Raw genomic sequence first — 24,668 nt, forward strand, 5'->3', positions numbered from 1 at the left:
AGAGTGTTAGGAAGAACGCATAATAACGATGGCGATGAAAAAGTTGCTCATAGCGTCGCTGCTGTTTAGCAGCGCCACCGTATACGGTGCTGAAGGGTTCGTAGTGAAGGACATTCATTTCGAAGGCCTACAGCGAGTCGCCGTTGGTGCGGCTCTCCTCAGTATGCCGGTGCGCACAGGCGACACGGTTAATGATGAAGATATCAGTAATACCATTCGTGCTCTGTTCGCCACCGGTAACTTTGAGGATGTCCGCGTCCTGCGCGATGGTGATACCCTTCTGGTTCAGGTAAAAGAACGTCCGACGATTGCCAGCATCACTTTCTCCGGTAACAAATCGGTGAAAGATGACATGCTGAAACAAAACCTCGAGGCGTCTGGCGTACGTGTTGGCGAGTCTCTGGATCGCACAACGCTTGCCGATATCGAAAAAGGTCTGGAAGATTTCTACTATAGCGTCGGTAAATACAGCGCCAGTGTGAAAGCAGTGGTCACGCCGTTGCCGCGTAACCGCGTTGACCTCAAACTGGTCTTCCAGGAAGGCGTTTCGGCGAAGATCCAACAGATCAATATCGTCGGCAACCATGCCTTCACAACCGACGAGCTTATCTCTCACTTCCAACTGCGCGATGAAGTACCGTGGTGGAACGTGGTGGGCGATCGTAAATACCAGAAACAGAAACTGGCGGGCGACCTTGAAACCCTGCGCAGCTACTATCTGGATCGCGGCTATGCTCGCTTCAATATCGATTCCACACAGGTTAGCCTGACGCCGGATAAAAAAGGTATCTACATCACCGTTAACATCACAGAAGGCGAGCAGTACAAGCTTTCTGGGGTCCAGGTGAGTGGTAATCTGGCCGGGCACTCTGCCGAAATTGAGACCCTGACGAAAATCGAACCGGGTGAACTCTATAACGGCACTAAAGTGACCAAAATGGAAGATGATATCAAGAAGCTACTGGGACGCTATGGTTATGCCTACCCGCGTGTACAGTCGCAGCCTGAAATCAACGATGCAGACAAAACCGTTAAATTGCGTGTAAACGTGGATGCGGGTAACCGTTTCTATGTGCGTAAGATCCGTTTTGAAGGTAACGACACCTCGAAAGATTCCGTGCTGCGTCGCGAAATGCGCCAGATGGAAGGTGCCTGGTTGGGCAGCGATCTGGTTGACCAGGGTAAAGAGCGTCTGAACCGTCTGGGTTACTTTGAAACTGTCGATACCGATACTCAACGTGTTCCGGGCAGTCCTGATCAGGTTGATGTGGTTTATAAGGTGAAAGAGCGCAACACCGGTAGCTTTAACTTCGGTGTGGGTTACGGCACTGAAAGTGGCGTGAGCTTCCAGGCGGGCGTTCAGCAGGATAACTGGTTAGGTACCGGTTATTCCGTCGGGATTAGCGGCACCAAAAACGACTATCAGACCTATACTGAGCTGTCTGTCACCAACCCGTACTTCACCGTCGATGGTGTGAGTCTCGGTGGCCGTGTCTTCTATAACGACTTCCAGGCGGATGATGCAGATCTGTCCGACTATACCAACAAAAGCTATGGTACGGACGTAACGCTGGGCTTCCCGGTCAACGAATACAACACGTTGCGTGCAGGCCTGGGTTATGTACATAACAAACTGTCCAACATGCAGCCGCAGATTGCGATGGATCGTTATCTTGAATCCATGGGTGAAGACAATACCAACAGCTTTGCCGCGGATGATTTCACCTTCAACTACGGTTGGACCTACAACAAGCTGGACCGTGGGTATTTCCCTACGGAAGGTACGCGTGTCAACCTGAACGGTAAAGTGACCATCCCGGGTTCTGATAACGAATACTATAAAGCGACGTTGGATACGGCGACCTATGTGCCGATTGATGACGACCACAAATGGGTGGTTTTGGGACGCACCAAGCTGGGTTATGGTGATGGCATTGGCGGCAAAGAGATGCCGTTCTATGAGAACTTCTACGCGGGTGGTTCCAGCACTGTACGTGGCTTCCAGTCAAACACCATTGGTCCAAAAGCAGTCTATTTGCCAGGTGCTAAATCGGATTCCAATTCGAGTAACTATGAAGAGTGCTCGAGAACTGACAATAAACCTTGTCAATCAGACGATGCAGTCGGCGGTAACGCCATGGCTGTAGCGAGCCTGGAATTTATCACACCTACGCCGTTTATCAGCGATAAATATGCTAACTCGGTCCGTACTTCCTTCTTCTGGGATATGGGTACCGTGTGGGATACGAACTGGCAGAATACCGCTGACACCCGTGCAGTTGGCGTGCCAGACTACAGCGATCCGAATAATATCCGTATGTCTGCGGGTATCGCGTTACAATGGATGTCCCCATTGGGGCCGTTGGTTTTCTCCTACGCCCAACCGTTCAAGAAGTACGATGGAGACAAAGCGGAACAGTTCCAGTTTAACATTGGTAAAACCTGGTAATTGTTCTTCGCAAAGGAATGTAGTGGTAGTGTAGCGCTGACTTTAGGCGATCTTGCATGGGATCGCCTGGCCACGCAAAGAACTGCACCTTCGGGTGCAAATGGGATGGTAAGGAGTTAATTGTGAAAAAGTGGTTATTAGCTGCAGGTCTCGGTTTAGCGATGGCAACGTCCGCACAGGCTGCTGACAAAATTGCAATCGTCAACATGGGTAGCCTGTTCCAACAGGTTGCACAGAAGACGGGTGTTTCTACTACGCTGGAAAATGAGTTCAAAGGCCGCGCCAGCGAACTGCAGCGTATGGAATCCGACCTGCAATCTAAAATGCAGCGTCTGCAATCAATGAAAGCAGGCAGCGACCGTACCAAGCTGGAAAAAGACGTAATGGCTCAGCGCCAGACTTTCTCTCAGAAAGCGCAGGCTTTCGAGCAGGATCGTCAACGTCGTTCTAACGAAGAACGCGGCAAGCTGGTTAATCGTATCCAGACAGCTGTGAAATCTGTTGCGAGCAGCCAGAGCATCGATCTGGTTGTTGACGCGAACACCGTTGCATACAACAGCAGCGATGTAAAAGACATCACCGCTGACGTACTGAAACAGGTTAAATAAGTAATGCCTTCAATTCGACTGGCTGATTTAGCAGAGCAGTTGGATGCAGAATTACACGGTGATGGCGATATCGTCATCACCGGCGTAGCGTCCATGCAATCTGCGCAAACTGGCAATATCACGTTCATGGTGAATCCAAAGTACCGTGAGCACCTGAGTGCATGCCAGGCTTCTGCCGTTGTGATGACGCAGGACTCCCTTCCATTTGCTAAGAGTGCTGTGCTGGTAGTGAAGAATCCCTACCTGACCTATGCACGAATGGCGCAAATTTTAGATACCACGCCTCAGCCTGCGCAAAACATTGCACCGAGTGCAGTAATCGATGCGACGGCGAAGTTGGGTAACAATGTTTCTGTGGGCGCGAATGCGGTCATTGAGTCTGGCGTAGAACTGGGCGATAACGTGGTTATCGGCGCAGGTTGCTTCGTTGGAAAAAACACAAAAATCGGCGCAGGTTCACGCTTGTGGGCGAATGTGACGATTTACCACGACATTCAGATCGGTGAAAATTGCCTGATCCAGTCCAGCACCGTTGTCGGATCCGACGGATTTGGTTACGCGAACGATCGCGGTAACTGGGTGAAGATCCCGCAGCTTGGTCGCGTGATTATTGGCGATCGTGTTGAGATTGGCGCATGTACCACCATTGACCGTGGTGCGCTGGACGATACCGTGATCGGTAATGGTGTTATCATTGATAACCAGTGCCAGATTGCGCATAACGTCGTGATTGGCGACAATACGGCTGTAGCCGGTGGCGTCATTATGGCGGGTAGCCTGAAGATTGGCCGTTACTGCATGATTGGCGGCGCCAGCGTGATTAATGGGCATATGGAAATATGCGACAAAGTCACGGTAACTGGCATGGGTATGGTGATGCGTCCTATCACTGAACCGGGCGTCTACTCCTCAGGCATTCCGCTACAACCCAACAAGGTATGGCGTAAAACAGCTGCACTGGTGATGAACATTGATGATATGAGCAAGCGCCTCAAAGCGATTGAGCGCAAGGTTAATCAACAAGACTAAAGCACCGTCTTTGCATGTCTGACTTTTCGGCCTGTCCCATTCATACGATTGCGACAGGCCGTGTTATTATTGCCTTTTAGTATATTTTGACAGGAAGAGTATTTTGACTACTAACACTCATACTCTGCATATTGAAGAGATTTTAGAACTTCTGCCGCACCGTTTTCCGTTTTTACTGGTAGACCGCGTGCTGGATTTTGAAGAAGGTCGTTTTCTGCGCGCAGTGAAAAATGTATCCGTTAACGAGCCTTTCTTTCAGGGCCACTTCCCGGGTAAACCGATTTTTCCTGGCGTGTTGATTCTGGAAGCGATGGCGCAGGCCACGGGTATTCTGGCGTTTAAAAGCGTAGGAAAACTGGAACCGGGCGAACTGTATTATTTCGCTGGTATTGATGAAGCACGCTTTAAGCGTCCCGTCGTGCCTGGCGATCAGATGATCATGGAAGTGACTTTCGAGAAAACGCGCCGCGGCCTGACCCGTTTCAAAGGGGTTGCACTGGTCGACGGTAAAGTTGTGTGCGAAGCAACGATGATGTGTGCCCGTAGCCGGGAGGCCTGATACGTGATTGATAAATCCGCCTTTATTCACCCAACAGCCATTGTCGAAGACGGCGCCAGCATTGGCGCTAATGCTCACATTGGCCCATTTTGTATTGTTGGACCCCATGTTGAAATTGGTGAGGGTACCGTACTGAAGTCTCACGTTGTCGTGAATGGCCATACAAAAATTGGTCGCGATAACGAGATTTATCAGTTTGCCTCCATCGGTGAAGTGAACCAGGACCTGAAATATGCTGGTGAACCGACCCGTGTGGAAATTGGCGATCGCAACCGCATTCGCGAAAGCGTCACCATTCATCGTGGCACAGTGCAAGGCGGTGGGTTGACGAAGGTGGGCAGCGATAACTTACTGATGATTAACGCACACGTTGCGCATGATTGTACGGTAGGTAACCGTTGCATTCTGGCGAATAACGCGACACTTGCCGGACATGTTTCGCTTGATGATTTTGTTATCATCGGCGGCATGACTGCGGTGCATCAGTTCTGCATTATTGGTGCACACGTGATGGTGGGTGGCTGCTCTGGCGTAGCCCAGGACGTCCCGCCATACGTTATCGCCCAGGGTAACCACGCGACGCCATTTGGCGTTAATATTGAAGGTCTGAAGCGTCGCGGCTTCACCCGTGAAGCCATTACTGCGATCCGCAACGCCTATAAAGCGCTGTACCGCAGCGGCAAAACGCTTGAGGAAGTGAAACCGGAAATCGCCGAACTGGCGAAGCAGTACCCCGATGTTCAGGCTTTTAGTGACTTCTTTGAACGCTCAACGCGTGGTCTGATTCGTTAATGACTGAGCAGCGTCCTTTAACGATTGCCCTTGTCGCCGGAGAAACCTCCGGCGATATTCTTGGTGCCGGTTTAATTCGTGCACTCAAGGCCCGTGTTCCCAACGCGCGGTTTGTTGGCGTTGCGGGTCCATTGATGCAGGCGGAAGGCTGTGAAGCCTGGTACGAAATGGAAGAACTGGCAGTAATGGGCATTGTAGAAGTGCTCGGGCGCCTGCGCCGTTTACTGCATATCCGTGCCGATCTCACTCGCCGATTCACCGACCTCAAGCCGGATGTCTTCGTCGGGATTGATGCGCCTGATTTCAACATTACCCTCGAAGGCAACCTGAAATCGCAGGGCATAAAAACCATTCATTACGTCAGCCCCTCTGTATGGGCGTGGCGACAGAAACGCGTTTTCAAAATAGGCAGATCCACCAATATGGTGCTGGCCTTTCTGCCTTTCGAAAAAGCGTTTTATGACAAATTTAACGTCCCGTGCCGCTTCATCGGCCACACTATGGCGGATGCCATGCCGCTGGATCCGGATAAAAACGCAGCGCGTGATGTGTTAGGCATTCCTCATGATGCTCACTGCCTGGCGCTTTTGCCTGGGAGTCGCGGTGCAGAAGTGGAGATGCTCAGCGCCGATTTTCTGAAAACGGCGCAGCTATTACGTCAGCATTATCCGGATCTCGAAGTCGTCGTGCCGTTGGTCAATGCCAAACGGCGCGAGCAATTTGAACGTATCAAGGCTGAGGTTGCCCCGGAACTTTCCGTGCATATGCTCAATGGAATGGGACGCGAAGCAATGGTCGCCAGTGATGCTGCGCTGTTGGCCTCTGGCACGGCTGCACTGGAATGTATGCTGGCGAAATGCCCGATGGTGGTTGGCTACCGTATGAAACCTTTCACTTTCTGGTTGGCAAAACGTCTGGTGAAGACTGATTACGTTTCGCTACCTAACCTACTAGCGGGAAGAGAACTGGTTAAAGAGCTGTTGCAGGATGAATGTGAGCCGCAGGCGCTGGCGCACGCGTTGCTGCCTCTGTTGGCGAACGGTAAAACCAGCCATGCGATGCACGACACGTTCCGCGAATTGCACCAGCAGATCCGTTGCAATGCGGATGAGCAGGCGGCGGATGCAGTCCTGGAGTTAGCACAATGATTGAATTTGTTTATCCACATACGCATTTGGTAGCGGGTGTGGATGAAGTTGGACGTGGTCCATTGGTTGGCGCGGTAGTGACTGCCGCGGTCATTCTGGATCCGGCTCGTCCTATTATTGGTCTGAACGACTCAAAAAAACTGTCGGAAAAGCGTCGTCTGTCACTTTACGATGAAATCCAAGAAAAAGCGTTAAGCTGGAGTTTGGGTCGTGCGGAACCGCATGAAATCGACGAGCTGAACATTTTGCATGCCACCATGCTGGCGATGCAGCGTGCGGTTGCGGGTTTGCATATTGCGCCGGAATACGTACTGATTGACGGCAATCGTTGCCCGGCATTACCGATGCCGTCAATGGCGGTGGTCAAAGGTGATAGCCGCGTGGCGGAGATTAGCGCTGCGTCGATACTGGCAAAAGTCACCCGTGACGCTGAAATGGCGGCGCTGGATACGGTTTTCCCGCAGTATGGCTTTGCACAGCACAAAGGTTATCCGACCGCTTTTCATCTGGAAAAGTTGGCACTGCATGGCGCAACAGAGCACCATCGCCGTAGTTTTGGCCCCGTCAAACGCGCACTGGGACTCACGTCCTGATTCTTGTGTCGAAGGAATCTGAAGATGTCTGAACCTCGTTTCGTCCACCTGCGGGTGCACAGCGACTACTCCATGATCGATGGGCTGGCGAAAACCGGGCCGCTGGTGAAAAAGGCGGCCGCGTTGGGCATGCCTGCGCTGGCGATCACCGATTTTACCAACCTGTGTGGTCTGGTGAAGTTTTACGGAGCGGGTCATGGCGCAGGTATTAAGCCGATTGTTGGCGCAGATTTTCATGTCCGTAGCGAACTATTGGGTGATGAACTCACGCAACTGACTGTACTGGCCGCAAATAATACCGGCTACCAGAACCTGACGTTGTTGATATCAAAAGCCTATCAGCGCGGCTATGGCGCAGAAGGGCCGGTGATCGACAGAGACTGGTTGGTCGAGTTAAAAGAAGGTTTGATTTTGCTCTCCGGCGGTCGTATGGGTGACGTCGGACGCAGCCTGTTGCGTGGGAACAACGCACTGGTCGACGAGTGCGTGGCGTTTTATGAAGAGTATTTCCCTGATTGCTACTTCCTTGAGCTGATCCGTACCGGTCGACAGGATGAAGAAAATTACCTGCATGCTGCCGTAGCACTGGCCGAAACACGCGGCCTGCCGGTGGTCGCGACCAACGATGTTCGCTTCCTTGAAACCGGTGACTTTGACGCGCATGAAATCCGCGTAGCAATCCACGACGGGTTCACCCTTGATGATCCCAAACGCCCGCGTAACTATTCGCCGCAGCAGTACATGCGCAGCGAAGATGAGATGTGCGAGCTGTTCTCCGATATCCCGGAAGCGCTGGAAAACACCGTCGAGATTGCTAAACGTTGCAACGTGACGGTGCGCCTGGGTGAATACTTCCTGCCGCAGTTCCCGACTGGCGACATGACCACCGAGGATTTCCTCGTCGCGAAATCGCGTGAAGGCCTGGAAGAACGTCTGGAATTTTTGTTCCCCGATCCTGAAGTTCGCGCGCAGAAGCGCCCGCCTTATGATGAACGTCTGGAAGTTGAACTTAAAGTTATCAACCAGATGGGCTTCCCGGGTTACTTCCTGATCGTAATGGAATTTATCCAGTGGTCGAAAGATAACGGTGTACCGGTAGGCCCTGGACGTGGTTCCGGTGCAGGCTCGCTGGTGGCCTACGCGCTGAAAATTACCGACCTTGATCCGCTGGAATTCGACCTGCTGTTCGAACGTTTCCTGAACCCGGAACGTGTCTCAATGCCCGACTTCGACGTTGACTTCTGTATGGAGAAACGCGACCAGGTCATCGAACACGTGGCGGAAATGTACGGTCGTGATGCGGTTTCGCAGATTATTACCTTCGGTACGATGGCGGCAAAAGCGGTTATCCGCGACGTGGGCCGCGTACTGGGTCACCCGTATGGCTTTGTTGACCGTATTTCGAAACTGGTGCCGCCCGATCCGGGCATGACGCTGGCTAAAGCCTTTGAAGCCGAACCTCAACTGCCGGAAATCTATGAGGCAGATGAAGAGGTTAGAGCGCTTATTGATATGGCGCGCAAGCTGGAAGGTGTCACGCGTAACGCGGGTAAGCACGCCGGTGGCGTGGTTATCGCACCGACCAAAATTACCGATTTTGCGCCGCTGTACTGCGATGAGCAGGGGCTGCACCCGGTTACCCAGTTTGATAAGAACGACGTGGAATACGCCGGTCTGGTGAAATTCGACTTCCTCGGTCTGCGTACGCTCACCATCATTAACTGGGCGCTGGAGATGATCAACGCGCGCCGTGAGAAGAACGGCGAACCGCCGCTGGATATCGCCGCGATTCCGCTGGACGACAAGAAAAGCTTCGACATGCTGCAACGCTCGGAGACAACAGCCGTCTTCCAGCTTGAATCCCGCGGCATGAAAGATCTGATCAAACGTCTGCAGCCTGACTGCTTCGAAGATATGATAGCCCTGGTGGCCCTGTTCCGACCGGGTCCGCTACAGTCAGGGATGGTAGATAACTTTATCGACCGTAAGCATGGCCGTGAAGAGATTTCCTACCCGGACGTACAATGGCAGCATGAGTGTCTGAAACCGGTACTGGAGCCGACCTACGGCATTATCCTGTATCAGGAACAGGTTATGCAGATTGCCCAGGAGCTGTCCGGATACACCCTTGGCGGCGCGGATATGCTGCGTCGTGCGATGGGTAAGAAAAAGCCGGAAGAGATGGCCAAGCAGCGCGGCACCTTTGAAGAAGGGGCGAAAAAGCGCGGCGTCGACGGCGAACTGGCGATGAAAATCTTTGACCTGGTGGAGAAATTCGCCGGTTACGGATTTAACAAATCGCACTCCGCTGCCTATGCGCTGGTTTCTTACCAGACGCTGTGGCTGAAGGCGCATTATCCTGCCGAGTTTATGGCGGCGGTAATGACCGCCGATATGGATAACACAGAGAAAGTCGTCGGACTGGTGGATGAATGCTGGCGCATGGGGCTCAAAATCCTGCCGCCGGACATCAACTCCGGGCTTTATCATTTTCACGTGAATGATGATGGCGAGATTGTCTACGGCATCGGCGCGATAAAAGGCGTGGGTGAAGGGCCAATTGAGGCTATTATTGAGGCGCGAAATGAAGGTGGTTACTTCCGCGAGCTGTTTGATCTCTGTGCGCGTACGGATATCAAAAAACTCAACCGCCGGGTGCTGGAAAAGCTAATCATGTCCGGGGCGTTTGACCGCCTTGGCCCGCATCGCGCGGCGTTGATGAACTCGCTCAGCGATGCCCTAAAAGCCGCCGATCAGCATGCGAAAGCCGAGGCAATTGGTCAGGCTGATATGTTTGGCGTACTGGCGGAAGAGCCGGAACAAATTGAACAGTCTTATGCCAACTGTACGCCGTGGCCGGAGCAGGTGGTATTAGACGGTGAGCGTGAAACGTTAGGTCTTTACCTGACGGGACACCCGATCAACCAGTATTTAAAAGAAATTGAGCGCTATGTCGGAGGCTACAGGCTGAAAGACATGCATCCGACAGAACGTGGTAAAGTCACCACGGCTGCGGGGCTCGTCATTGCTGCGCGGGTAATGGTCACCAAGCGCGGCAATCGTATCGGCATCTGTACACTGGATGACCGTTCCGGGCGTCTGGAAGTGATGTTATTTACCGATGCTCTGGATAAATACCAGCAATTGCTGGAAAAAGACCGCATACTTATCGTCAGCGGACAGGTCAGCTTTGATGACTTCAGCGGCGGGCTTAAAATGATGGCCCGTGAAGTCATGGATATTGACGAAGCCCGGGAAAAATATGCTCGCGGGCTTGCTATCTCGCTGACGGACAGGCAAATTGATGACCAGCTTTTAAACCGACTCCGTCAGTCTCTGGAACCCCACCGCTCGGGGACAATTCCAGTACATCTCTACTATCAGAGGGCGGATGCGCGTGCGCGTTTGCGTTTTGGCGCAACGTGGCGTGTCTCTCCGAGCGATCGTTTGCTAAACGATCTCCGTGGCCTTATTGGTTCGGAGCAGGTGGAACTGGAGTTTGACTAATACAGGAATACTATGAGTCTGAATTTCCTTGATTTTGAACAGCCGATTGCAGAGCTGGAAGCAAAAATCGATTCTCTGACTGCGGTTAGCCGTCAGGATGAGAAACTGGATATTAACATCGATGAAGAAGTGCATCGTCTGCGTGAAAAAAGCGTAGAACTGACGCGTAAAATCTTCGCCGATCTTGGCGCATGGCAGGTAGCCCAACTGGCGCGCCATCCACAGCGTCCGTACACCCTGGATTATGTCCGCCTGGCATTTGATGAATTTGATGAGCTGGCGGGCGATCGTGCCTATGCGGATGATAAAGCTATCGTCGGCGGCATCGCGCGTCTGGATGGCCGTCCGGTGATGATCATTGGTCATCAGAAAGGCCGTGAGACCAAAGAAAAAATCCGTCGTAATTTCGGCATGCCAGCGCCGGAAGGTTATCGCAAAGCGCTGCGTCTGATGGAAATGGCTGAACGTTTCAATATGCCGATCATTACCTTCATCGACACCCCAGGGGCATACCCGGGCGTGGGCGCGGAAGAACGTGGTCAGTCAGAAGCGATTGCGCGCAACCTGCGTGAAATGTCGCGTCTGAGCGTACCGGTTATCTGTACCGTAATCGGTGAAGGTGGCTCCGGCGGCGCGCTGGCGATCGGCGTGGGTGATAAAGTGAATATGCTGCAGTACAGCACCTATTCCGTTATCTCTCCGGAAGGCTGCGCCTCCATTTTGTGGAAAAGCGCCGACAAAGCGCCGCTGGCCGCAGAAGCGATGGGCATCATCGCCCCGCGTCTGAAAGAGCTGAAGCTGATTGACTCTATCATCCCGGAACCGTTGGGCGGCGCCCATCGTAACCCGGAAGTGATGGCGGCATCCCTGAAAGCACAACTGCTGGCCGATCTCGCCGATCTCGACGTGTTAAGCAAAGAAGATTTGAAAAACCGTCGTTACCAGCGTCTGATGAGCTATGGTTACGCGTAAACTGCATTAATTCTGAAAAGGGCCACAACGCTGTGGCCCTTTTTTTTACCTGCAGTTTGACCAGGCTATGCTTAACTAAGGTTTTTCCAGGAGGAACGCATGAATATCATTGCCATCATGGGACCGCATGGCGTCTTTTATAAAGATGAGCCCATCAAGGAACTTGAACGTGCGCTGCAGCAGCAGGGATTTCAGATTATCTGGCCGCAGAATAGCGTCGACCTGCTGAAGTTTATCGAGCATAACCCGCGAATTTGCGGCGTCATTTTTGACTGGGATGAATACAGTCTGGATCTGTGCAGTGACATCAATCAGCTCAACGAGTATCTCCCGCTCTACGCCTTTATTAATACCCATTCGACAATGGATGTCAGTGCGCACGACCTGCGCATGGCGCTGTGGTTCTTTGAGTACGCATTGGGCCAGTCTGATGATATTGCTACGCGTATTCGCCAGTACACCAATGAATATCTCGACAACATTACGCCTCCTTTTACCAAAGCGCTGTTTACCTATGTGAAGGAAGGGAAATATACCTTCTGCACGCCCGGGCACATGGCGGGAACGGCGTACCAGAAAAGTCCGGTCGGCTGCCTGTTCTATGATTTCTTTGGCGGTAATACGCTGAAAGCCGACGTGTCCATTTCGGTGACCGAGCTGGGCTCATTGCTTGATCATACCGGTCCGCACCTGGAAGCGGAGGAGTATATCGCGCGTACTTTTGGTGCCGAGCAGAGCTATATGGTGACCAACGGCACCTCGACATCGAACAAGATTGTCGGTATGTATGCTGCACCTGCAGGCAGTACGCTCCTGATTGACCGCAACTGCCATAAGTCACTGGCGCATTTGCTGATGATGAGTGATGTGGTGCCAATCTGGCTGAAGCCTACGCGTAACGCGCTGGGGATCCTCGGCGGTATACCCCGTCGGGAATTTACCCACGCAAGCATTGAACGCAAAGTTGAGGAAACCAATCAGGCGCAATGGCCGGTCCACGCGGTGATCACCAACTCCACCTATGATGGCCTGTTGTATAACACCAACTGGATCAAACAAACGCTGGATGTGCCCTCCATCCATTTTGATTCAGCCTGGGTGCCGTATACCCATTTTCATCCGATCTATCAGGGGAAAAGCGGGATGAGCGGCGAACGGGTTCCGGGAAAGGTGATTTTTGAAACCCAGTCCACCCACAAGATGCTGGCGGCGTTGTCACAGGCTTCGCTGATTCATATTAAGGGCGATTATGACGAAGACACGTTCAACGAAGCCTTTATGATGCACACCTCTACGTCTCCAAGCTACCCGATTGTTGCGTCTATCGAAACGGCGGCGGCAATGCTGCGTGGCAATTCAGGCAAGCGGTTAATCAATCGTTCGGTGGAACGGGCGCTGCATTTCCGTAAAGAAGTGCAGCGGCTACGCGAAGAGTCAGATGGCTGGTTCTTTGACATCTGGCAGCCGGAAAGGGTGGATGAAGCAGAGTGCTGGCCAGTGTCGCCTGGCGAAGACTGGCACGGATTTGTCGATGCTGACGCCGACCACATGTTCCTTGACCCGGTGAAAGTGACCATTCTGACGCCGGGAATGGATGAACAGGGAAATATGAGCGAAGAGGGGATCCCCGCAGCGCTGGTGGCGAAATTCCTCGATGAACGCGGCGTCGTCGTCGAGAAAACGGGACCGTATAACCTGTTGTTCCTGTTCAGCATTGGTATTGATAAAACCCGGGCGATGGGGCTGCTACGTGGCCTGACGGAATTTAAACGTTCATACGACCTGAATTTACGCGTGAAAAATATGCTGCCGGATCTGTATGCCGAAGATCCTGATTTCTATCGTAATATGCGTATTCAGGATCTGGCTCAGGGGATCCATAAACTGATCCGCCAGCACGATCTCTCCGGGCTGATGCTGCGGGCATTTGATACCTTACCGGAAATGAAAATGACACCTCACCAGGCCTGGCAGCGGCAGATCAAGGGTGAAGTCGAAACGGTAGCACTTGATCAACTGGTGGGGCGCGTTTCCGCCAATATGATCCTGCCTTACCCTCCCGGTGTGCCGCTGCTGATGCCCGGAGAAATGATCACTGCCAAAAGCCGCGCTGTACTCGATTTCCTGCTGATGCTGTGCTCGGTGGGGCAGCGCTACCCTGGATTTGAAACCGATATCCATGGCGCTAAACTGGGTGAGGACGGCGTGTATCGTGTGAGAGTCCTGAAAATGGCATAACGACTTGCCTGAACCCGTTGCGCACGAGTAACGTGCTGAGAGTAAAATTAAAGAGGCGAAGAGCATGCTGGGGTTAAAACAGGTTCACCATATTGCCATTATTGCGACGGACTACAGGGCCAGTAAGGCATTTTACTGCGATGTATTAGGTTTCACGTTAATGAGCGAAGCCTACCGGGAAGAGCGTGACTCCTGGAAAGGCGATCTGGCGTTGAACGGCCAGTACGTGATTGAGCTGTTTTCTTTTCCGTTTCCGCCTTGCCGCCCGAGTCGACCGGAAGCCTGCGGTTTACGCCATCTGGCGTTCAGCGTCGAGGATGTGGAAAAGTCGATTGCTCATCTTGAAGCCCATCATGTGAAATGTGAGCCGGTGCGCATCGATCCGTTTACCGGCAAACGCTTTACGTTTTTTAACGATCCAGACGGATTACCGCTTGAACTGTACGAGCTGTAAGGCTTGTCATTGTGGCGTTAGCCCGGTAACGTGCCGGGCAATGCTATTGTAAGCAATCATCATGACGACACTTACACTGAACACTTCACTTCTGAACACTAACGCGATCCTCGTTGCCTTTAGCGGCGGCCTCGACTCTACCGTACTACTGCATCAGTTGGTGCTGTGGCGAGCGCAGCATCCTGATGTCGCCCTACGCGCAATCCATATTCATCACGGATTAAGCCCGCACGCAGACAGTTGGGTACAGCACTGTGAGTCGGTATGTGCGCAGTGGCAGGTGCCGCTGGTGGTTGAACGGGTCCATCTTGAGGATGATGGCCTGGGCATCGAAGCGCAGGCTCGATGCGCGCGCTATCAGGCCTTTGCGCAGACGCTGCTGCCTGGAGAGGTGCTGATGACCGCTCAGCATCTGGACGATCAATGTGAGACATTTTTGTTAGCGCTTAAGCGTGGCAGCGGTCCTGCCGGACTTTCCGCCATGGGCGAAAACTCACCGTTCGCCGGAACCCAACTGATTCGACCGTTGCTGGCGCAAACGCGAGAGGCGCTTGAAACTTGGGCGCGCCAGCATGAATTACGCTGGATTGAAGATGAAAGCAATCAGGATGACACCTACGATCGCAATTTCCTCAGGTTGCGCGTTACCCCATTGCTCCAACAGCGCTGGCCGCACTTCGCGCAAGCCACTGCTCGCAGCGCCGCGCTGTGCGCCGAGCAGGAGAGCTTACTGGATGAACTGCTGGCCAGCGATTTAGCCAACTGTGTTATGGCGCAAGGTACACTCTTGCTCGGGCCATTAATGACGATGAGTACTGTACGACGTGCCGCGCTGCTTCGTCGCTGGCTGGCGGGGTTAAATGCGCCGATGCCTTCCCGTGATGGGCTGGAACGTATCTGGCAGGAAGTGGCGCTGGCACGGGAAGATGCGTCACCAAGTTTTCGCCTCGGGGAGTACGAGGTCCGTCGTTATCAGTCACAGCTGTGGTGGGTGAAATCAGTCGATGGGCAAAGCGAAACTATTATCCCGTGGTTAGAGTGGAAAACACCGTTGACGCTGCCTGCCGGATTGGGTTCGGTTCAGTTAATCTCTGCGGGTGATTTGCGCTTGCCACAAGCGGATGAAGTCGTCAGTATCCGTTTTAAAGCGCCAGGGTTATTGCATATTGTCGGGCGTAACGGCGGACGGAAATTAAAAAAAATCTGGCAGGAGCAGGGTATTCCTCCCTGGCGGCGAGATTCCACGCCATTACTGTTTTACGGTGACACGTTGATTGCGGCAGCAGGGGTTTTCGTGACGCATGAAGGGCTGGCAAAAGGTGAAGAAGGTGTGAGTCTGGTGTGGCGTGCCTGATGGCGCGGCGCTTATCAGGCCTACGTATCGTATGGAAAGTAGGCCGGATAAGGTGCAAGAAAGGTTAAGATTCGCTGACCACCACGGTACCAATTTGCGGGTGACTGAAACTGGCAATTTTGTCGAGGCGAAGCTCACGGGTTTCACCCGAAACATCGGCGACCAGATATTCCACATTTTTGCGGGAAACCAGGTCATTTGCTTTTGCCTGTAGAACTTCGCCATCTTTGAGCGCCAGCGTCAGTAACAAATGGTGCTGGCAGGCGAGTTCAAGATTGTCGTAATCATCACAGTTGATGGGTTGATACGTTTCATTCATTGACATAATCGCTCACCAGTAAGTTCGCGGCAGCATAGGCCGCCTTTTCCCTGACCGACTCTGAAAGGGCGCTGTCTGCCGCCACTTCATTAAGTACCTTCAATACGCAACCCAGCGCATCCGGGACATACCCTAAGTCTCCGCTGGCGATTTCCGCGTACCGCTTGCGTATTAACTCACAATATTTTTCCACATGCCCTCCTGTCAGCACTCTGACTTAACCGTGGATGCAAGTCTAAGCCTACGAAGATAAACTCTGTTTAGCAAGGTGACTATACCATACTCATTCAAGCAATATCAGCGCCTTGATAGACGGTACACACGTCAGTCGTTAGCAGCCTTTTGCCGCAGTTTTCGCTACAATGGCTGCCTGATTCAAAAGGAGTTCTCCCATGGCGCTTAAAGCGACAATCTATAAAGCCGTCGTCAACGTAGCGGATCTCGACCGCAGCCAGTTTCTTGACGCGACATTGACGCTGGCGCGTCACCCTTCAGAAACCCAGGAACGCATGATGTTGCGTCTGTTGGCATGGATTAAATATGCTGACGAGCGGCTGCAATTCACGCGGGGTTTAAGCGCTGAAGACGAACCCGAAGCATGGTTGCGCAACGACCACCTGGGCATTGATCTCTGGATTGAACTCGGCTTGCCGGATGAGCGTCGCATTAAGAAGGCGTGTACCCAGTCTGCTGAAGTCGCTTTGTTTGCCTATAACAGCCGTGCAGCGCAAATCTGGTGGCAGCAGAACCAAAGCAAATGCGCGCAGTTTAAGAATCTTACCGTGTGGTATCTGGATGATGAACAACTGGCACAACTGAGTGACTTTGCCGGTCGTACAATGGCGCTACAGGCGACTATTCAGGATGGCGCTATCTGGCTGTCTGATTCTCAGAATAATCTGGAAATTCACCTGACCACGTGGCAGCCGCGTTCATGATCGTTATCTCCCGAAATGTCTCTATCCCAGATAACGAGCTGGAAATCACGGCGATTCGGGCACAGGGTGCAGGTGGACAGCACGTTAATAAGACCTCGACGGCTATCCATTTGCGCTTTGACATTCGAGCCTCTGGGCTGCCAGAGTATTACAAGGAACGCCTGTTGGCTGCCAGTCATCATCTGATTACAGGCGATGGCGTGATTATTATTAAGGCGCAGGAATACCGTAGCCAGGAATTGAACCGGGAAGCGGCAATCTCCCGACTGGTGGCGGTGATAAAAGAATTAACCGCAGTGCAGAAAAGTAGGCAGGCTACGCGCCCGACTCGCGCTTCAAAAGAACGCAGATTGTCATCGAAGGCGCAAAAGTCCACTGTGAAGGCACTGCGCGGGAAAGTTCGTCGCCCACAGGACTGACGAATGGGAATACAATATTGAGAAGGAATCTGTGGTGAAAACAGCAATACTGTCATTAGCAGCTGTATTTACACTCTTTGCCTTGATCGGCTGTAACAACCGCTCTGAAGTCGATGCTTTGCAACCGACGCAAGCGGCAGAATTAAAACCGATGCAGCAAAGCTGGCGTGGCATCTTGCCTTGTGCGGACTGCGAAGGGATTGAAACTTCTTTGTTCCTGGAAAAAGATGGAACATGGGTAATGAACGAACGCTATCAGGGTGTACGTGATGAACCGTCTTCGTTTGCTTCATATGGCTCGTGGGCGCGTACGGCTGATAAGCTGGTGCTAACGGACAGCAAAGGTGAAAAGTCGTACTACCGGGCAAAAGGCGAGGCGCTGGAAATGCTCGATCGTGAAGGTAATCCGATAGAGTCGCAGTTCAACTACACCCTCCAGCCAGTTTCCGCCAGCTTACCGGTGACGCCAATGCCGATGCGGGGAATGTACTTCTATATGGCTGATGCGGCAATCTTTACCGACTGCGCAACGGGTAAGCGGATGCCAGTGGCGAATAACGCCCAGCTTGAGCGGGACTATTTAGCCGCGCGCGCGGAAAACGGGCAATCTGTATTGCTGACGCTGGAAGCGCATTTCACAATGGAGGCGAACCCGGACACCGGCGAGAAAGTGAAAACGCTGATGGCGGATAAAGATGCGAAATTTATCCCCGGTAAAGGATGTAATTAATTGATGTAAAAAAGGCCCTGATCCTCAGGGCCTTTTGCTGGTATTAGCCTTTAATGGCTTTCACCAGGTAGTCAACGATGTCGCCGGTTTTAATCAGCTGTTTCTCGCCGTTACGACGATATTTGTATTCAATATCATCGTTATCGAGGTTACGGTCGCCGAGCACGATAGTGTGCGGAACACCGATCAGCTCCATATCGGCAAACATCACGCCCGGACGCTCTTTACGATCGTCCATCAGCACTTCGATGCCCTGTGCGCGCAGCTCAGCGTACAGCTTCTCAGCCAGTTCCTGCACGCGGTAGGACTTGTGCATGTTCATCGGCAAAATCGCGACCTGGAACGGGGCAATGGCGTCTGGCCATACGATGCCGCGATCGTCAAAATTCTGCTCAATAGCAGCAGCAACCACGCGAGTGACCCCGATACCGTAGCAACCCATGGTCAGGATCTGGTTACGACCATCTTCGCCCTGTACGGCGGCTTTCATCGCTTCAGAGTACTTGGTACCCAACTGGAAGATGTGGCCGACTTCGATACCGCGTTTGATCAGCAGTGTACCTTTGCCATCCGGGCTTGGATCGCCTGCGACCACGTTACGGATATCTGCCACTTCCGGAGTTGCAACATCACGATCCCAGTTAATACCGAAATAGTGCTTACCGTCGATGTTGGCGCCGGCGGCAAAATCGCTCATTACCGCAACGGTACGGTCGATAACTACGGGAATCGGCATGTTCACCGGACCGAGCGAACCCGGAGCTGCTTTCACGACGGCACGGATTTCTTCTTCAGTAGCAAAAGTCAGCGGGCTGGCAACCTGCGGCAGTTTTTCTGCTTTGACTTCGTTCAGCTCGTGATCGCCGCGAACCAGCAGAGCAACCAGCGGGTAGCTGCTACCTTCAACCGCTTTCACCAGCAGGGTTTTCACGGTTTTTTCGATAGGCAGGTTGAACTGCTCAACCAGTTCGGCGATGGTTTTGGCGTTCGGAGTATCAACCAGCGTCATTTCCTGAGTGGCTGCTGCGCGCGGCTCTTTCGGCGCAACGGCTTCAGCAAATTCGATGTTGGCAGCAAAATCGGAGCTGTCAGAGAATACAACGTCATCTTCGCCGCTCTGTGCCAGTACCTGGAATTCGTGAGAAGCGCTACCGCCGATAGATCCGGTATCAGCCTGTACTGCGCGGAAATCCAGGCCCATACGGCTAAAGATTTTGCTGTACGCGGCATACATCGCGTCGTAAGTTTCCTGCAGAGATTCCTGAGAAGTATGGAAAGAGTACGCATCTTTCATCAGGAATTCGCGGGAACGCATCACGCCGAATCGTGGGCGAACTTCGTCACGGAATTTCGTCTGGATCTGATAGAAGTTCAGCGGCAGCTGTTTGTAAGAGCTCAGCTCATTACGGATCAGGTCGGTGATGACTTCTTCATGCGTTGGGCCGAGTACGAATGAACGATCGCCACGGTCTGCGATACGCAGCAGTTCCGGGCCGTACTGTTCCCAACGACCGCTCTCTTCCCACAGTTCAGAAGGCTGAACGACCGGCATCAACACCTCGATCGCACCGGCGTTGTTCATTTCTTCACGCACGATGTTTTCGACTTTTTTCAGGACGCGCACGCCGGTCGGCAGCCAGGTGTATAACCCGGAGGCCAGCTTGCGGATCATCCCGGCGCGCAGCATCAGCTGGTGGCTGATGACTTCGGCGTCGGCAGGTGTCTCCTTCAGAGTGGAGAGCAGATATTGGCTAGTACGCATGTTGTTACGGTTCCAGTTGAACGATCGAACAGGCTCAAAACGAGCCTGGCACAAAACAAAAGTGGTTTAGTTTACCAGCGAGAAAGGGATGTCAAAAGAGTACGCGACGCAAATTAGCGGGCTTCCAGAGCAAAGACCTCAAATCCTGACGGTGTGACGCGCCAGCGGACGTTAAAGTCCAGCAACCAGACGGCGTAGGTTTTGCCTTCTTCCTCATTTTTACGGTAGGCAGGACGCGGATCCTGCGCCAGCACTTCGGCAATAAACTGACGAAGACGCGGGTAACGTTGTTCGAGCTTCGGTAGCTGCTCCGCGAGATCTTCACTGAACGTCACCTCGACGCTAGCCTGAGGTGCGTCCTGGGCATAGCTGGCGCGAGCATCAGGCAGCGATTCGGCAAACGGCAGATACGGCTTAATATCCACAACTGGCGTTCCGTCAACAAGGTCCAGTCCACCGAGTTCGAGGATTACGTGCTCTTTATGGCAGCGGATGCCCCGCAGCTCAACCAGCGACATACCGACAGGGTTAGGACGAAAGGTCGAACGCGTGGCAAAGACGCCCATTCTGGCGTTACCGCCCAGACGGGGTGGGCGCACGGTTGGACGCCATCCACCTTCCATTGTCTGATGAAAAACAAAAATCACCCACAAATGGCTGAATGCTTCCAGGCCGCGAACAGCATCGGCCTGGTTATAGGGCGCGAGCAAATGCAGTTCGCCGTTGGCGCTTTTCACCAGACCCGGCTGGCGCGGCACAGCGAACTTTTCTTTATAAGGAGAGCGGATAACGCCTATTTGCTCGAACTGAAAATGACTCATTTAGACGAAATGTTCAGAGCAGAACCGATGCAAACTGCCTGACGATAGCAGCCCGGCGTCCCGCTGGTTACTTCGCAGCTGTGCAGCAATACCGCATTTGCTTTCATTTTAGAGGCGTTAATCTGCATGCGTTTGCGTGCGGTTGGAATGCTCGGCGGGGAATCCTGGTTGGATGCCTGGCAGGATTCGCCGCTGACTTCGCCGAGATCGCGGAACGGTTTGCCCACTAAATCTTCAGCGTTAGTGATGATTCTTACCGGCGTCGCGCGCGGTGCTTTTGGTTTTTCCGGCTCCGCTTTTGGCGGGGTAGCGGTGCTTTGAACGGGTTCAACAGGGGATCTGCTTAACATAGAACAGCCGCTCAGCATGAGTGCTACTAAACAGATCGGTAAAGCACGCATAATATTTCCTCAATGAATGATCTAAACGTCAGATATTGAATCAGGTGCTTGCATAAATGACAAGACGGGCAAGCGCCCGTCCTGATGATATTACAGATTGTGAAAACAGCCTAAAATTACCAGCCTTTAACAGCACCGCCGTTGAAGACTTTGTTTGCCGCTTCGTAAACTTCGTCTGACTGGTATGCTTCAACGAATTTCTTCACGTTCTCAGCATCTTTATTGTCTTCACGCGTCACGATCAGGTTTACGTACGGAGAATCTTTATCTTCAACAAAGATACCGTCTTTTGCTGGCGTCAGGCCGATCTGGCTGGCATAGGTGGTGTTGATGACTGCCAGCGCGATTTGCGCGTCATCCAGTGAGCGTGGCAACTGCGGCGCTTCCAGTTCAACCAGCTTCAGGTTTTTCGGGTTTTCAATCACGTCCAGCGCGGTCGGCAGCAGGCCAACGCCATCTTTCAGTTTAATCAAACCGACTTTCTGCAGCAGTAGCAGGGAACGGCCGAGGTTAGTCGGGTCGTTTGGAATAGCGACCTGAGAGCCATCCTGCAGTTCATCCAGTGATTTGATTTTTTTGGAGTAGCCTGCAATCGGATAAACAAAGGTATTACTTACGGCAACCAGTTTGTAACCACGATCTTTGATCTGCTGATCCAGGTACGGTTTGTGCTGGAAGGCGTTAGCATCGATATCGCCTTTGCTCAGCGCTTCATTGGGCAGGACATAATCGTTGAATGTTACCAGTTCAACATCCAGACCGTATTTTTCTTTAGCCACTTTCTGGGCGACTTCAGCAACCTGCTGCTCTGCGCCAACGATAACACCCACTTTGATGTGGTTAGGATCTTTTTCATCCTGACCGCAACCCACAAGTGCCAGAGAACCGATTAGGGCTCCAACTGCCGCAAAGGTTTTGAATTTGAACGCCATGCTTATTTCCTTTTCTTAATGAGTTTTTAGTGTTGTGTGTAACGTTATTTGTGCGTGACTACCCGGACGATGCGATCGCCAGATAACTGAATTAAATAAACCAGAACGACGAGCAATACCAGCACTGTATTCATTACGGTAGCGTTGTAGCCAATGTAACCGTACTGATAGCCAATCTGCCCAAGACCACCGGCACCAACGGCGCCACCCATCGCGGAGTAACCAACCAGCGTGATAAGGGTGATGGTGGCCGCATTGACCAGTCCTGGCAGCGCTTCTGGTAGTAATACCTTACGTACGATTTGCAGCGGCGTGGCGCCCATCGCACGAGAGGCTTCTATCAGCCCGGTCGGGATTTCGAGCAGCGCGTTTTCCACCATGCGGGCGATAAACGGCGCGGCGCCGACGGTCAGCGGGACGATAGCGGCCTGCAGTCCGATAGAGGTGCCTACGATCATGCGGGTGAACGGAATCATCCAAACTAATAAGATGATGAACGGGATGGAACGGAAAATGTTCACCAGCGCAGAGAGCGTACGGTAGAGCTTCGCGTTCTCAATGATTTGCCCCGGACGCGTTACGTACAGCAACACGCCAACCGGCAGACCGATCACAAAACCAAAAAAACCGGACACAAAGGTCATTGCCAGCGTTTCCCATACGCCGCGAACCAGCAGCCACATCATCGGCTCAGACATAACCCAGTACCTCTACTTTTACATGGTGTTCCTGCAACCAGTTGATGGCTGCTTGTGTATCTTCCTGTGTGCCGTGCATTTCAGTCAGCATGATGCCGAATTTCACACCGCCGGCGTAATCCATCTGCGCGCTAATAATGTTGTTATTCACGTTAAAGCGACGGGCCGTCTCAGAGAGCAATGGCGCATCAACGGAATGACCGGTGAATTCCATGCGCAGCATTGGCACACTGTCTGCTTCTGGCTCGGCTTTTAACCGTTCCAGATAATCTTCCGGGATATCCAGGTGCAGCGTGGACTGGATAAATTTCTGTGCCAACGGCGTTTTCGGGTGTGAGAACACTTCGCTGACGGTGTCTTGCTCAATCAGTTCACCATCACTGATGACTGCCACGCAGTCACAAATACGTTTTACAACGTCCATCTCATGGGTAATCAGCAGAATGGTAAGTCCCAGACGACGGTTAATGTCTTTCAATAATTCAAGAATCGAGCGGGTCGTTGCCGGATCGAGTGCGCTGGTGGCTTCATCGCACAGCAGTACTTTGGGATTGCTTGCCAGAGCACGGGCGATCGCCACACGCTGTTTTTGTCCACCGGAAAGGTTGGCCGGGTAGCTGTCGTGCTTGTCACCAAGACCAACCAAATCCAACAGTTCTGTTACACGGCGTTTGATCTCTTCTTTTGGTGTGTTATCCAGTTCCAGCGGCAGCGCGACGTTGCCAAACACAGTGCGGGAAGAGAGCAGGTTAAAGTGTTGGAAAATCATGCCGATTTGACGGCGAGCTTTGGTCAGCTCTGACTCAGAAAGCGTCGTGAGTTCCTGACCGCCGACCTGAACGCTGCCTTCGGTTGGGCGTTCAAGTAAGTTAACGCAGCGGATGAGCGTACTTTTACCGGCACCGGAGGCGCCAATAACGCCATAAATCTGCCCTGCAGGAACATTCAGGCTGACGTTATTTAACGCCTGAATGGTACGAGTCCCCTGCTGGAACACTTTGGTGATATTCGAAAGTTTAATCATTGGTTATTTATTATCGTAATTAAGTTAGCCGTGGCATTTTCGTCTGTCAGGTACGGTCGAAGCCGTCAACAAGATGGATGTTAAGGCATCCAGACGTCTAAATCAATCAGGCTTTGCGCGATGAGCACTTTCTTGCCCGCTGAAACATGCGATACTAGAGCCACATGCCTTATTCAGGAGCTATAAAAGGTGGCAAAATCTGTACCCGCAATTTTTCTCGACCGTGACGGCACTATTAATGTGGACCACGGTTACGTCCATGAGATCGACGAGTTCGAATTTATCGACGGCGTTATTGATGCCATGCGTGAACTTAAAAAAATGGGTTATGCGCTGATTGTCGTGACGAACCAGTCTGGTATTGCCCGTGGCAAATTTACCGAGGCACAATTCGAAACGTTGACTGAATGGATGGATTGGTCATTGGCCGATCGCGATGTTGAGCTGGATGGCATCTACTACTGCCCGCATCACCCACAGGGTACCGTGGAAGAGTATCGTCAGGTCTGCGACTGTCGTAAACCGCATCCTGGCATGTTTATCTCCGCCCGAGACTTCTTGCACATCGATATGGCCGCTTCTTATATGGTAGGCGACAAAATTGAAGATATGCAGGCGGCAGCAGCTGCGAATGTTGGCACGAAGATATTGGTGCGCACAGGCAAACCCGTCACACCGGAAGCAGAAAATGCGGCAGATTTGGTCATAAATAGTCTGGCAGACCTGCCAATGGCGATAAAAAAGCAGCAAAAGTAAGCGTTATGGGCAAAAGGTGAGCGGTTGAAACAAAAATGCATTTTTCCGCTTGTCTTCCTGAGTCGACTCCCTATAATGCGCCTCCATCGACACGGCGGATGTGAATCACTTCACACAAACAGCCGGGCCGGTTGAAGAGAAAAGCCTGAAAATGAGGGTTGACTC

24 protein-coding genes are annotated in these 24,668 nt (G+C 52.5%); 16 read left to right on the forward strand and 8 right to left on the reverse strand.

Going from position 1 to position 24,668, the window contains the following annotated elements:
• Positions 1–28: 28 nt before the first annotated feature.
• From bamA to tilS, 12 genes are all read left to right on the forward strand, one after another.
• The gene (gene bamA, locus EHN13_RS15635; RefSeq protein WP_061067279.1) at positions 29–2,449 is read left to right on the forward strand and encodes an outer membrane protein assembly factor BamA; all 2,421 of its coding nucleotides are present in this window, start codon (positions 29–31) and stop codon (positions 2,447–2,449) included.
• Between the two features lie 122 nt (positions 2,450–2,571).
• Positions 2,572–3,057, forward strand: coding sequence for a molecular chaperone Skp (gene skp / locus EHN13_RS15640; RefSeq protein ID WP_005132103.1), 486 nt, complete (start codon positions 2,572–2,574; stop codon positions 3,055–3,057).
• A gap of 3 nt (positions 3,058–3,060) precedes the next feature.
• A complete protein-coding gene (gene lpxD, locus EHN13_RS15645) occupies positions 3,061–4,086 on the forward strand; it encodes a UDP-3-O-(3-hydroxymyristoyl)glucosamine N-acyltransferase (protein ID WP_040230032.1) in 1,026 nt (341 codons plus the stop codon).
• A gap of 103 nt (positions 4,087–4,189) precedes the next feature.
• A complete protein-coding gene (gene fabZ, locus EHN13_RS15650) occupies positions 4,190–4,645 on the forward strand; it encodes a 3-hydroxyacyl-ACP dehydratase FabZ (protein ID WP_003018528.1) in 456 nt (151 codons plus the stop codon).
• Positions 4,646–4,648: 3 nt separating this feature from the next.
• Positions 4,649–5,437 (forward strand): acyl-ACP--UDP-N-acetylglucosamine O-acyltransferase, encoded by a 789-nt coding sequence (gene lpxA, locus EHN13_RS15655; protein WP_005132096.1) that lies wholly within the window; start codon positions 4,649–4,651, stop codon positions 5,435–5,437.
• Positions 5,437–6,585 carry a lipid-A-disaccharide synthase gene (lpxB, locus tag EHN13_RS15660; RefSeq protein WP_061067280.1) on the forward strand — a complete coding sequence of 383 codons (1,149 nt, stop codon included), beginning with the start codon at positions 5,437–5,439 and terminating at the stop codon, positions 6,583–6,585. The genes lpxA and lpxB overlap by 1 nt, the downstream gene beginning before the upstream one ends.
• Entirely contained in the window at positions 6,582–7,178 is a 597-nt protein-coding gene (rnhB, locus tag EHN13_RS15665; protein ID WP_124021707.1) for a ribonuclease HII, read from the forward strand. The genes lpxB and rnhB overlap by 4 nt, the downstream gene beginning before the upstream one ends.
• A gap of 24 nt (positions 7,179–7,202) precedes the next feature.
• Positions 7,203–10,685: a DNA polymerase III subunit alpha gene (gene dnaE / locus EHN13_RS15670; protein ID WP_124021708.1), complete on the forward strand. Its 3,483-nt coding sequence runs from the start codon at positions 7,203–7,205 to the stop codon at positions 10,683–10,685.
• 12 nt (positions 10,686–10,697) lie between these two features.
• Positions 10,698–11,657, forward strand: coding sequence for an acetyl-CoA carboxylase carboxyl transferase subunit alpha (gene accA / locus EHN13_RS15675; protein ID WP_061067282.1), 960 nt, complete (start codon positions 10,698–10,700; stop codon positions 11,655–11,657).
• A gap of 99 nt (positions 11,658–11,756) precedes the next feature.
• Positions 11,757–13,895: a lysine decarboxylase LdcC gene (gene ldcC, locus EHN13_RS15680; RefSeq protein ID WP_124021709.1), complete on the forward strand. Its 2,139-nt coding sequence runs from the start codon at positions 11,757–11,759 to the stop codon at positions 13,893–13,895.
• A 64-nt stretch (positions 13,896–13,959) separates the two neighbouring features.
• Complete coding sequence (locus tag EHN13_RS15685) at positions 13,960–14,349, forward strand: VOC family protein (protein WP_048212638.1); 390 nt, start codon at positions 13,960–13,962, stop codon at positions 14,347–14,349.
• A 61-nt stretch (positions 14,350–14,410) separates the two neighbouring features.
• Positions 14,411–15,703: a tRNA lysidine(34) synthetase TilS gene (gene tilS / locus EHN13_RS15690; RefSeq protein WP_124021710.1), complete on the forward strand. Its 1,293-nt coding sequence runs from the start codon at positions 14,411–14,413 to the stop codon at positions 15,701–15,703.
• A gap of 64 nt (positions 15,704–15,767) precedes the next feature.
• Here tilS and rof read toward each other — a convergent pair whose 3' ends face one another.
• Positions 15,768–16,028 carry a Rho-binding antiterminator gene (gene rof / locus EHN13_RS15695; RefSeq protein ID WP_048212636.1) on the reverse strand — a complete coding sequence of 87 codons (261 nt, stop codon included), beginning with the start codon at positions 16,026–16,028 and terminating at the stop codon, positions 15,768–15,770.
• Positions 16,015–16,215 (reverse strand): YaeP family protein, encoded by a 201-nt coding sequence (locus tag EHN13_RS15700; protein WP_005132083.1) that lies wholly within the window; start codon positions 16,213–16,215, stop codon positions 16,015–16,017. The genes rof and EHN13_RS15700 overlap by 14 nt, the downstream gene beginning before the upstream one ends.
• Before the next feature lie 199 nt (positions 16,216–16,414).
• Between EHN13_RS15700 and EHN13_RS15705 the strand changes: the two genes are divergently transcribed.
• The 3 genes from EHN13_RS15705 to nlpE are packed head-to-tail and all read left to right on the forward strand — an operon-like array spanning position 16,415 to position 18,109.
• On the forward strand, positions 16,415–16,960 hold the full coding sequence (locus tag EHN13_RS15705) for a YaeQ family protein (RefSeq protein WP_124021711.1): 546 nt from the start codon (positions 16,415–16,417) through the stop codon (positions 16,958–16,960).
• Positions 16,957–17,379, forward strand: coding sequence for an alternative ribosome rescue aminoacyl-tRNA hydrolase ArfB (arfB, locus tag EHN13_RS15710; RefSeq protein ID WP_061067287.1), 423 nt, complete (start codon positions 16,957–16,959; stop codon positions 17,377–17,379). Before EHN13_RS15705 ends, arfB begins: the two co-directional genes overlap by 4 nt.
• A gap of 31 nt (positions 17,380–17,410) precedes the next feature.
• Positions 17,411–18,109, forward strand: coding sequence for an envelope stress response activation lipoprotein NlpE (nlpE, locus tag EHN13_RS15715; protein ID WP_105242149.1), 699 nt, complete (start codon positions 17,411–17,413; stop codon positions 18,107–18,109).
• A 43-nt stretch (positions 18,110–18,152) separates the two neighbouring features.
• Here the strand turns inward: nlpE and proS are convergent, their stop codons facing one another.
• The 6 genes from proS to metN all read right to left on the reverse strand — a co-directional run bounded on the left by proS (position 18,153) and on the right by metN (position 23,747).
• Complete coding sequence (gene proS / locus EHN13_RS15720) at positions 18,153–19,871, reverse strand: proline--tRNA ligase (protein ID WP_124021712.1); 1,719 nt, start codon at positions 19,869–19,871, stop codon at positions 18,153–18,155.
• A 113-nt stretch (positions 19,872–19,984) separates the two neighbouring features.
• The gene (gene tsaA, locus EHN13_RS15725; RefSeq protein ID WP_048212632.1) at positions 19,985–20,692 is read right to left on the reverse strand and encodes a tRNA (N6-threonylcarbamoyladenosine(37)-N6)-methyltransferase TrmO; all 708 of its coding nucleotides are present in this window, start codon (positions 20,690–20,692) and stop codon (positions 19,985–19,987) included.
• Positions 20,689–21,093 carry an Rcs stress response system protein RcsF gene (rcsF, locus tag EHN13_RS15730; protein WP_040230040.1) on the reverse strand — a complete coding sequence of 135 codons (405 nt, stop codon included), beginning with the start codon at positions 21,091–21,093 and terminating at the stop codon, positions 20,689–20,691. The genes tsaA and rcsF overlap by 4 nt, the downstream gene beginning before the upstream one ends.
• A 116-nt stretch (positions 21,094–21,209) precedes the next feature.
• Positions 21,210–22,025, reverse strand: a complete 816-nt coding sequence (metQ, locus tag EHN13_RS15735; RefSeq protein ID WP_124021713.1) for a methionine ABC transporter substrate-binding lipoprotein MetQ — start codon at positions 22,023–22,025, stop codon at positions 21,210–21,212.
• A 44-nt stretch (positions 22,026–22,069) separates the two neighbouring features.
• Positions 22,070–22,723 (reverse strand): methionine ABC transporter permease MetI, encoded by a 654-nt coding sequence (locus EHN13_RS15740; protein WP_006686810.1) that lies wholly within the window; start codon positions 22,721–22,723, stop codon positions 22,070–22,072.
• The gene (gene metN, locus EHN13_RS15745) at positions 22,716–23,747 is read right to left on the reverse strand and encodes a methionine ABC transporter ATP-binding protein MetN (RefSeq protein ID WP_124021714.1); all 1,032 of its coding nucleotides are present in this window, start codon (positions 23,745–23,747) and stop codon (positions 22,716–22,718) included. The genes EHN13_RS15740 and metN overlap by 8 nt, the downstream gene beginning before the upstream one ends.
• A gap of 189 nt (positions 23,748–23,936) precedes the next feature.
• Here metN and gmhB point away from each other — a divergent pair, with 189 nt between their 5' ends.
• Positions 23,937–24,503 carry a D-glycero-beta-D-manno-heptose 1,7-bisphosphate 7-phosphatase gene (gmhB, locus tag EHN13_RS15750; RefSeq protein WP_124021715.1) on the forward strand — a complete coding sequence of 189 codons (567 nt, stop codon included), beginning with the start codon at positions 23,937–23,939 and terminating at the stop codon, positions 24,501–24,503.
• Positions 24,504–24,668: the final 165 nt, after the last annotated feature.

Source organism: Citrobacter youngae, assembly GCF_003818115.1.
GTDB lineage: Bacteria > Pseudomonadota > Gammaproteobacteria > Enterobacterales > Enterobacteriaceae > Citrobacter > Citrobacter youngae.

Coding starts and splice junctions, on each gene's coding strand:
- bamA (WP_061067279.1), top strand. CDS start 29: ATGGCGATGAAAAAGTTGCTCATAGCGTCGCTGCTGTTTAGCAGCGCC.
- EHN13_RS15705 (WP_124021711.1), top strand. CDS start 16,415: ATGGCGCTTAAAGCGACAATCTATAAAGCCGTCGTCAACGTAGCGGAT.
- rnhB (WP_124021707.1), top strand. CDS start 6,582: ATGATTGAATTTGTTTATCCACATACGCATTTGGTAGCGGGTGTGGAT.
- rof (WP_048212636.1), bottom strand. CDS start 16,028: ATGTCAATGAATGAAACGTATCAACCCATCAACTGTGATGATTACGAC.
- EHN13_RS15740 (WP_006686810.1), bottom strand. CDS start 22,723: ATGTCTGAGCCGATGATGTGGCTGCTGGTTCGCGGCGTATGGGAAACG.
- tsaA (WP_048212632.1), bottom strand. CDS start 20,692: ATGAGTCATTTTCAGTTCGAGCAAATAGGCGTTATCCGCTCTCCTTAT.
- tilS (WP_124021710.1), top strand. CDS start 14,411: ATGACGACACTTACACTGAACACTTCACTTCTGAACACTAACGCGATC.
- proS (WP_124021712.1), bottom strand. CDS start 19,871: ATGCGTACTAGCCAATATCTGCTCTCCACTCTGAAGGAGACACCTGCC.
- ldcC (WP_124021709.1), top strand. CDS start 11,757: ATGAATATCATTGCCATCATGGGACCGCATGGCGTCTTTTATAAAGAT.
- lpxD (WP_040230032.1), top strand. CDS start 3,061: ATGCCTTCAATTCGACTGGCTGATTTAGCAGAGCAGTTGGATGCAGAA.
- rcsF (WP_040230040.1), bottom strand. CDS start 21,093: ATGCGTGCTTTACCGATCTGTTTAGTAGCACTCATGCTGAGCGGCTGT.
- metQ (WP_124021713.1), bottom strand. CDS start 22,025: ATGGCGTTCAAATTCAAAACCTTTGCGGCAGTTGGAGCCCTAATCGGT.
- accA (WP_061067282.1), top strand. CDS start 10,698: ATGAGTCTGAATTTCCTTGATTTTGAACAGCCGATTGCAGAGCTGGAA.
- lpxB (WP_061067280.1), top strand. CDS start 5,437: ATGACTGAGCAGCGTCCTTTAACGATTGCCCTTGTCGCCGGAGAAACC.
- metN (WP_124021714.1), bottom strand. CDS start 23,747: ATGATTAAACTTTCGAATATCACCAAAGTGTTCCAGCAGGGGACTCGT.
- arfB (WP_061067287.1), top strand. CDS start 16,957: ATGATCGTTATCTCCCGAAATGTCTCTATCCCAGATAACGAGCTGGAA.
- dnaE (WP_124021708.1), top strand. CDS start 7,203: ATGTCTGAACCTCGTTTCGTCCACCTGCGGGTGCACAGCGACTACTCC.
- EHN13_RS15685 (WP_048212638.1), top strand. CDS start 13,960: ATGCTGGGGTTAAAACAGGTTCACCATATTGCCATTATTGCGACGGAC.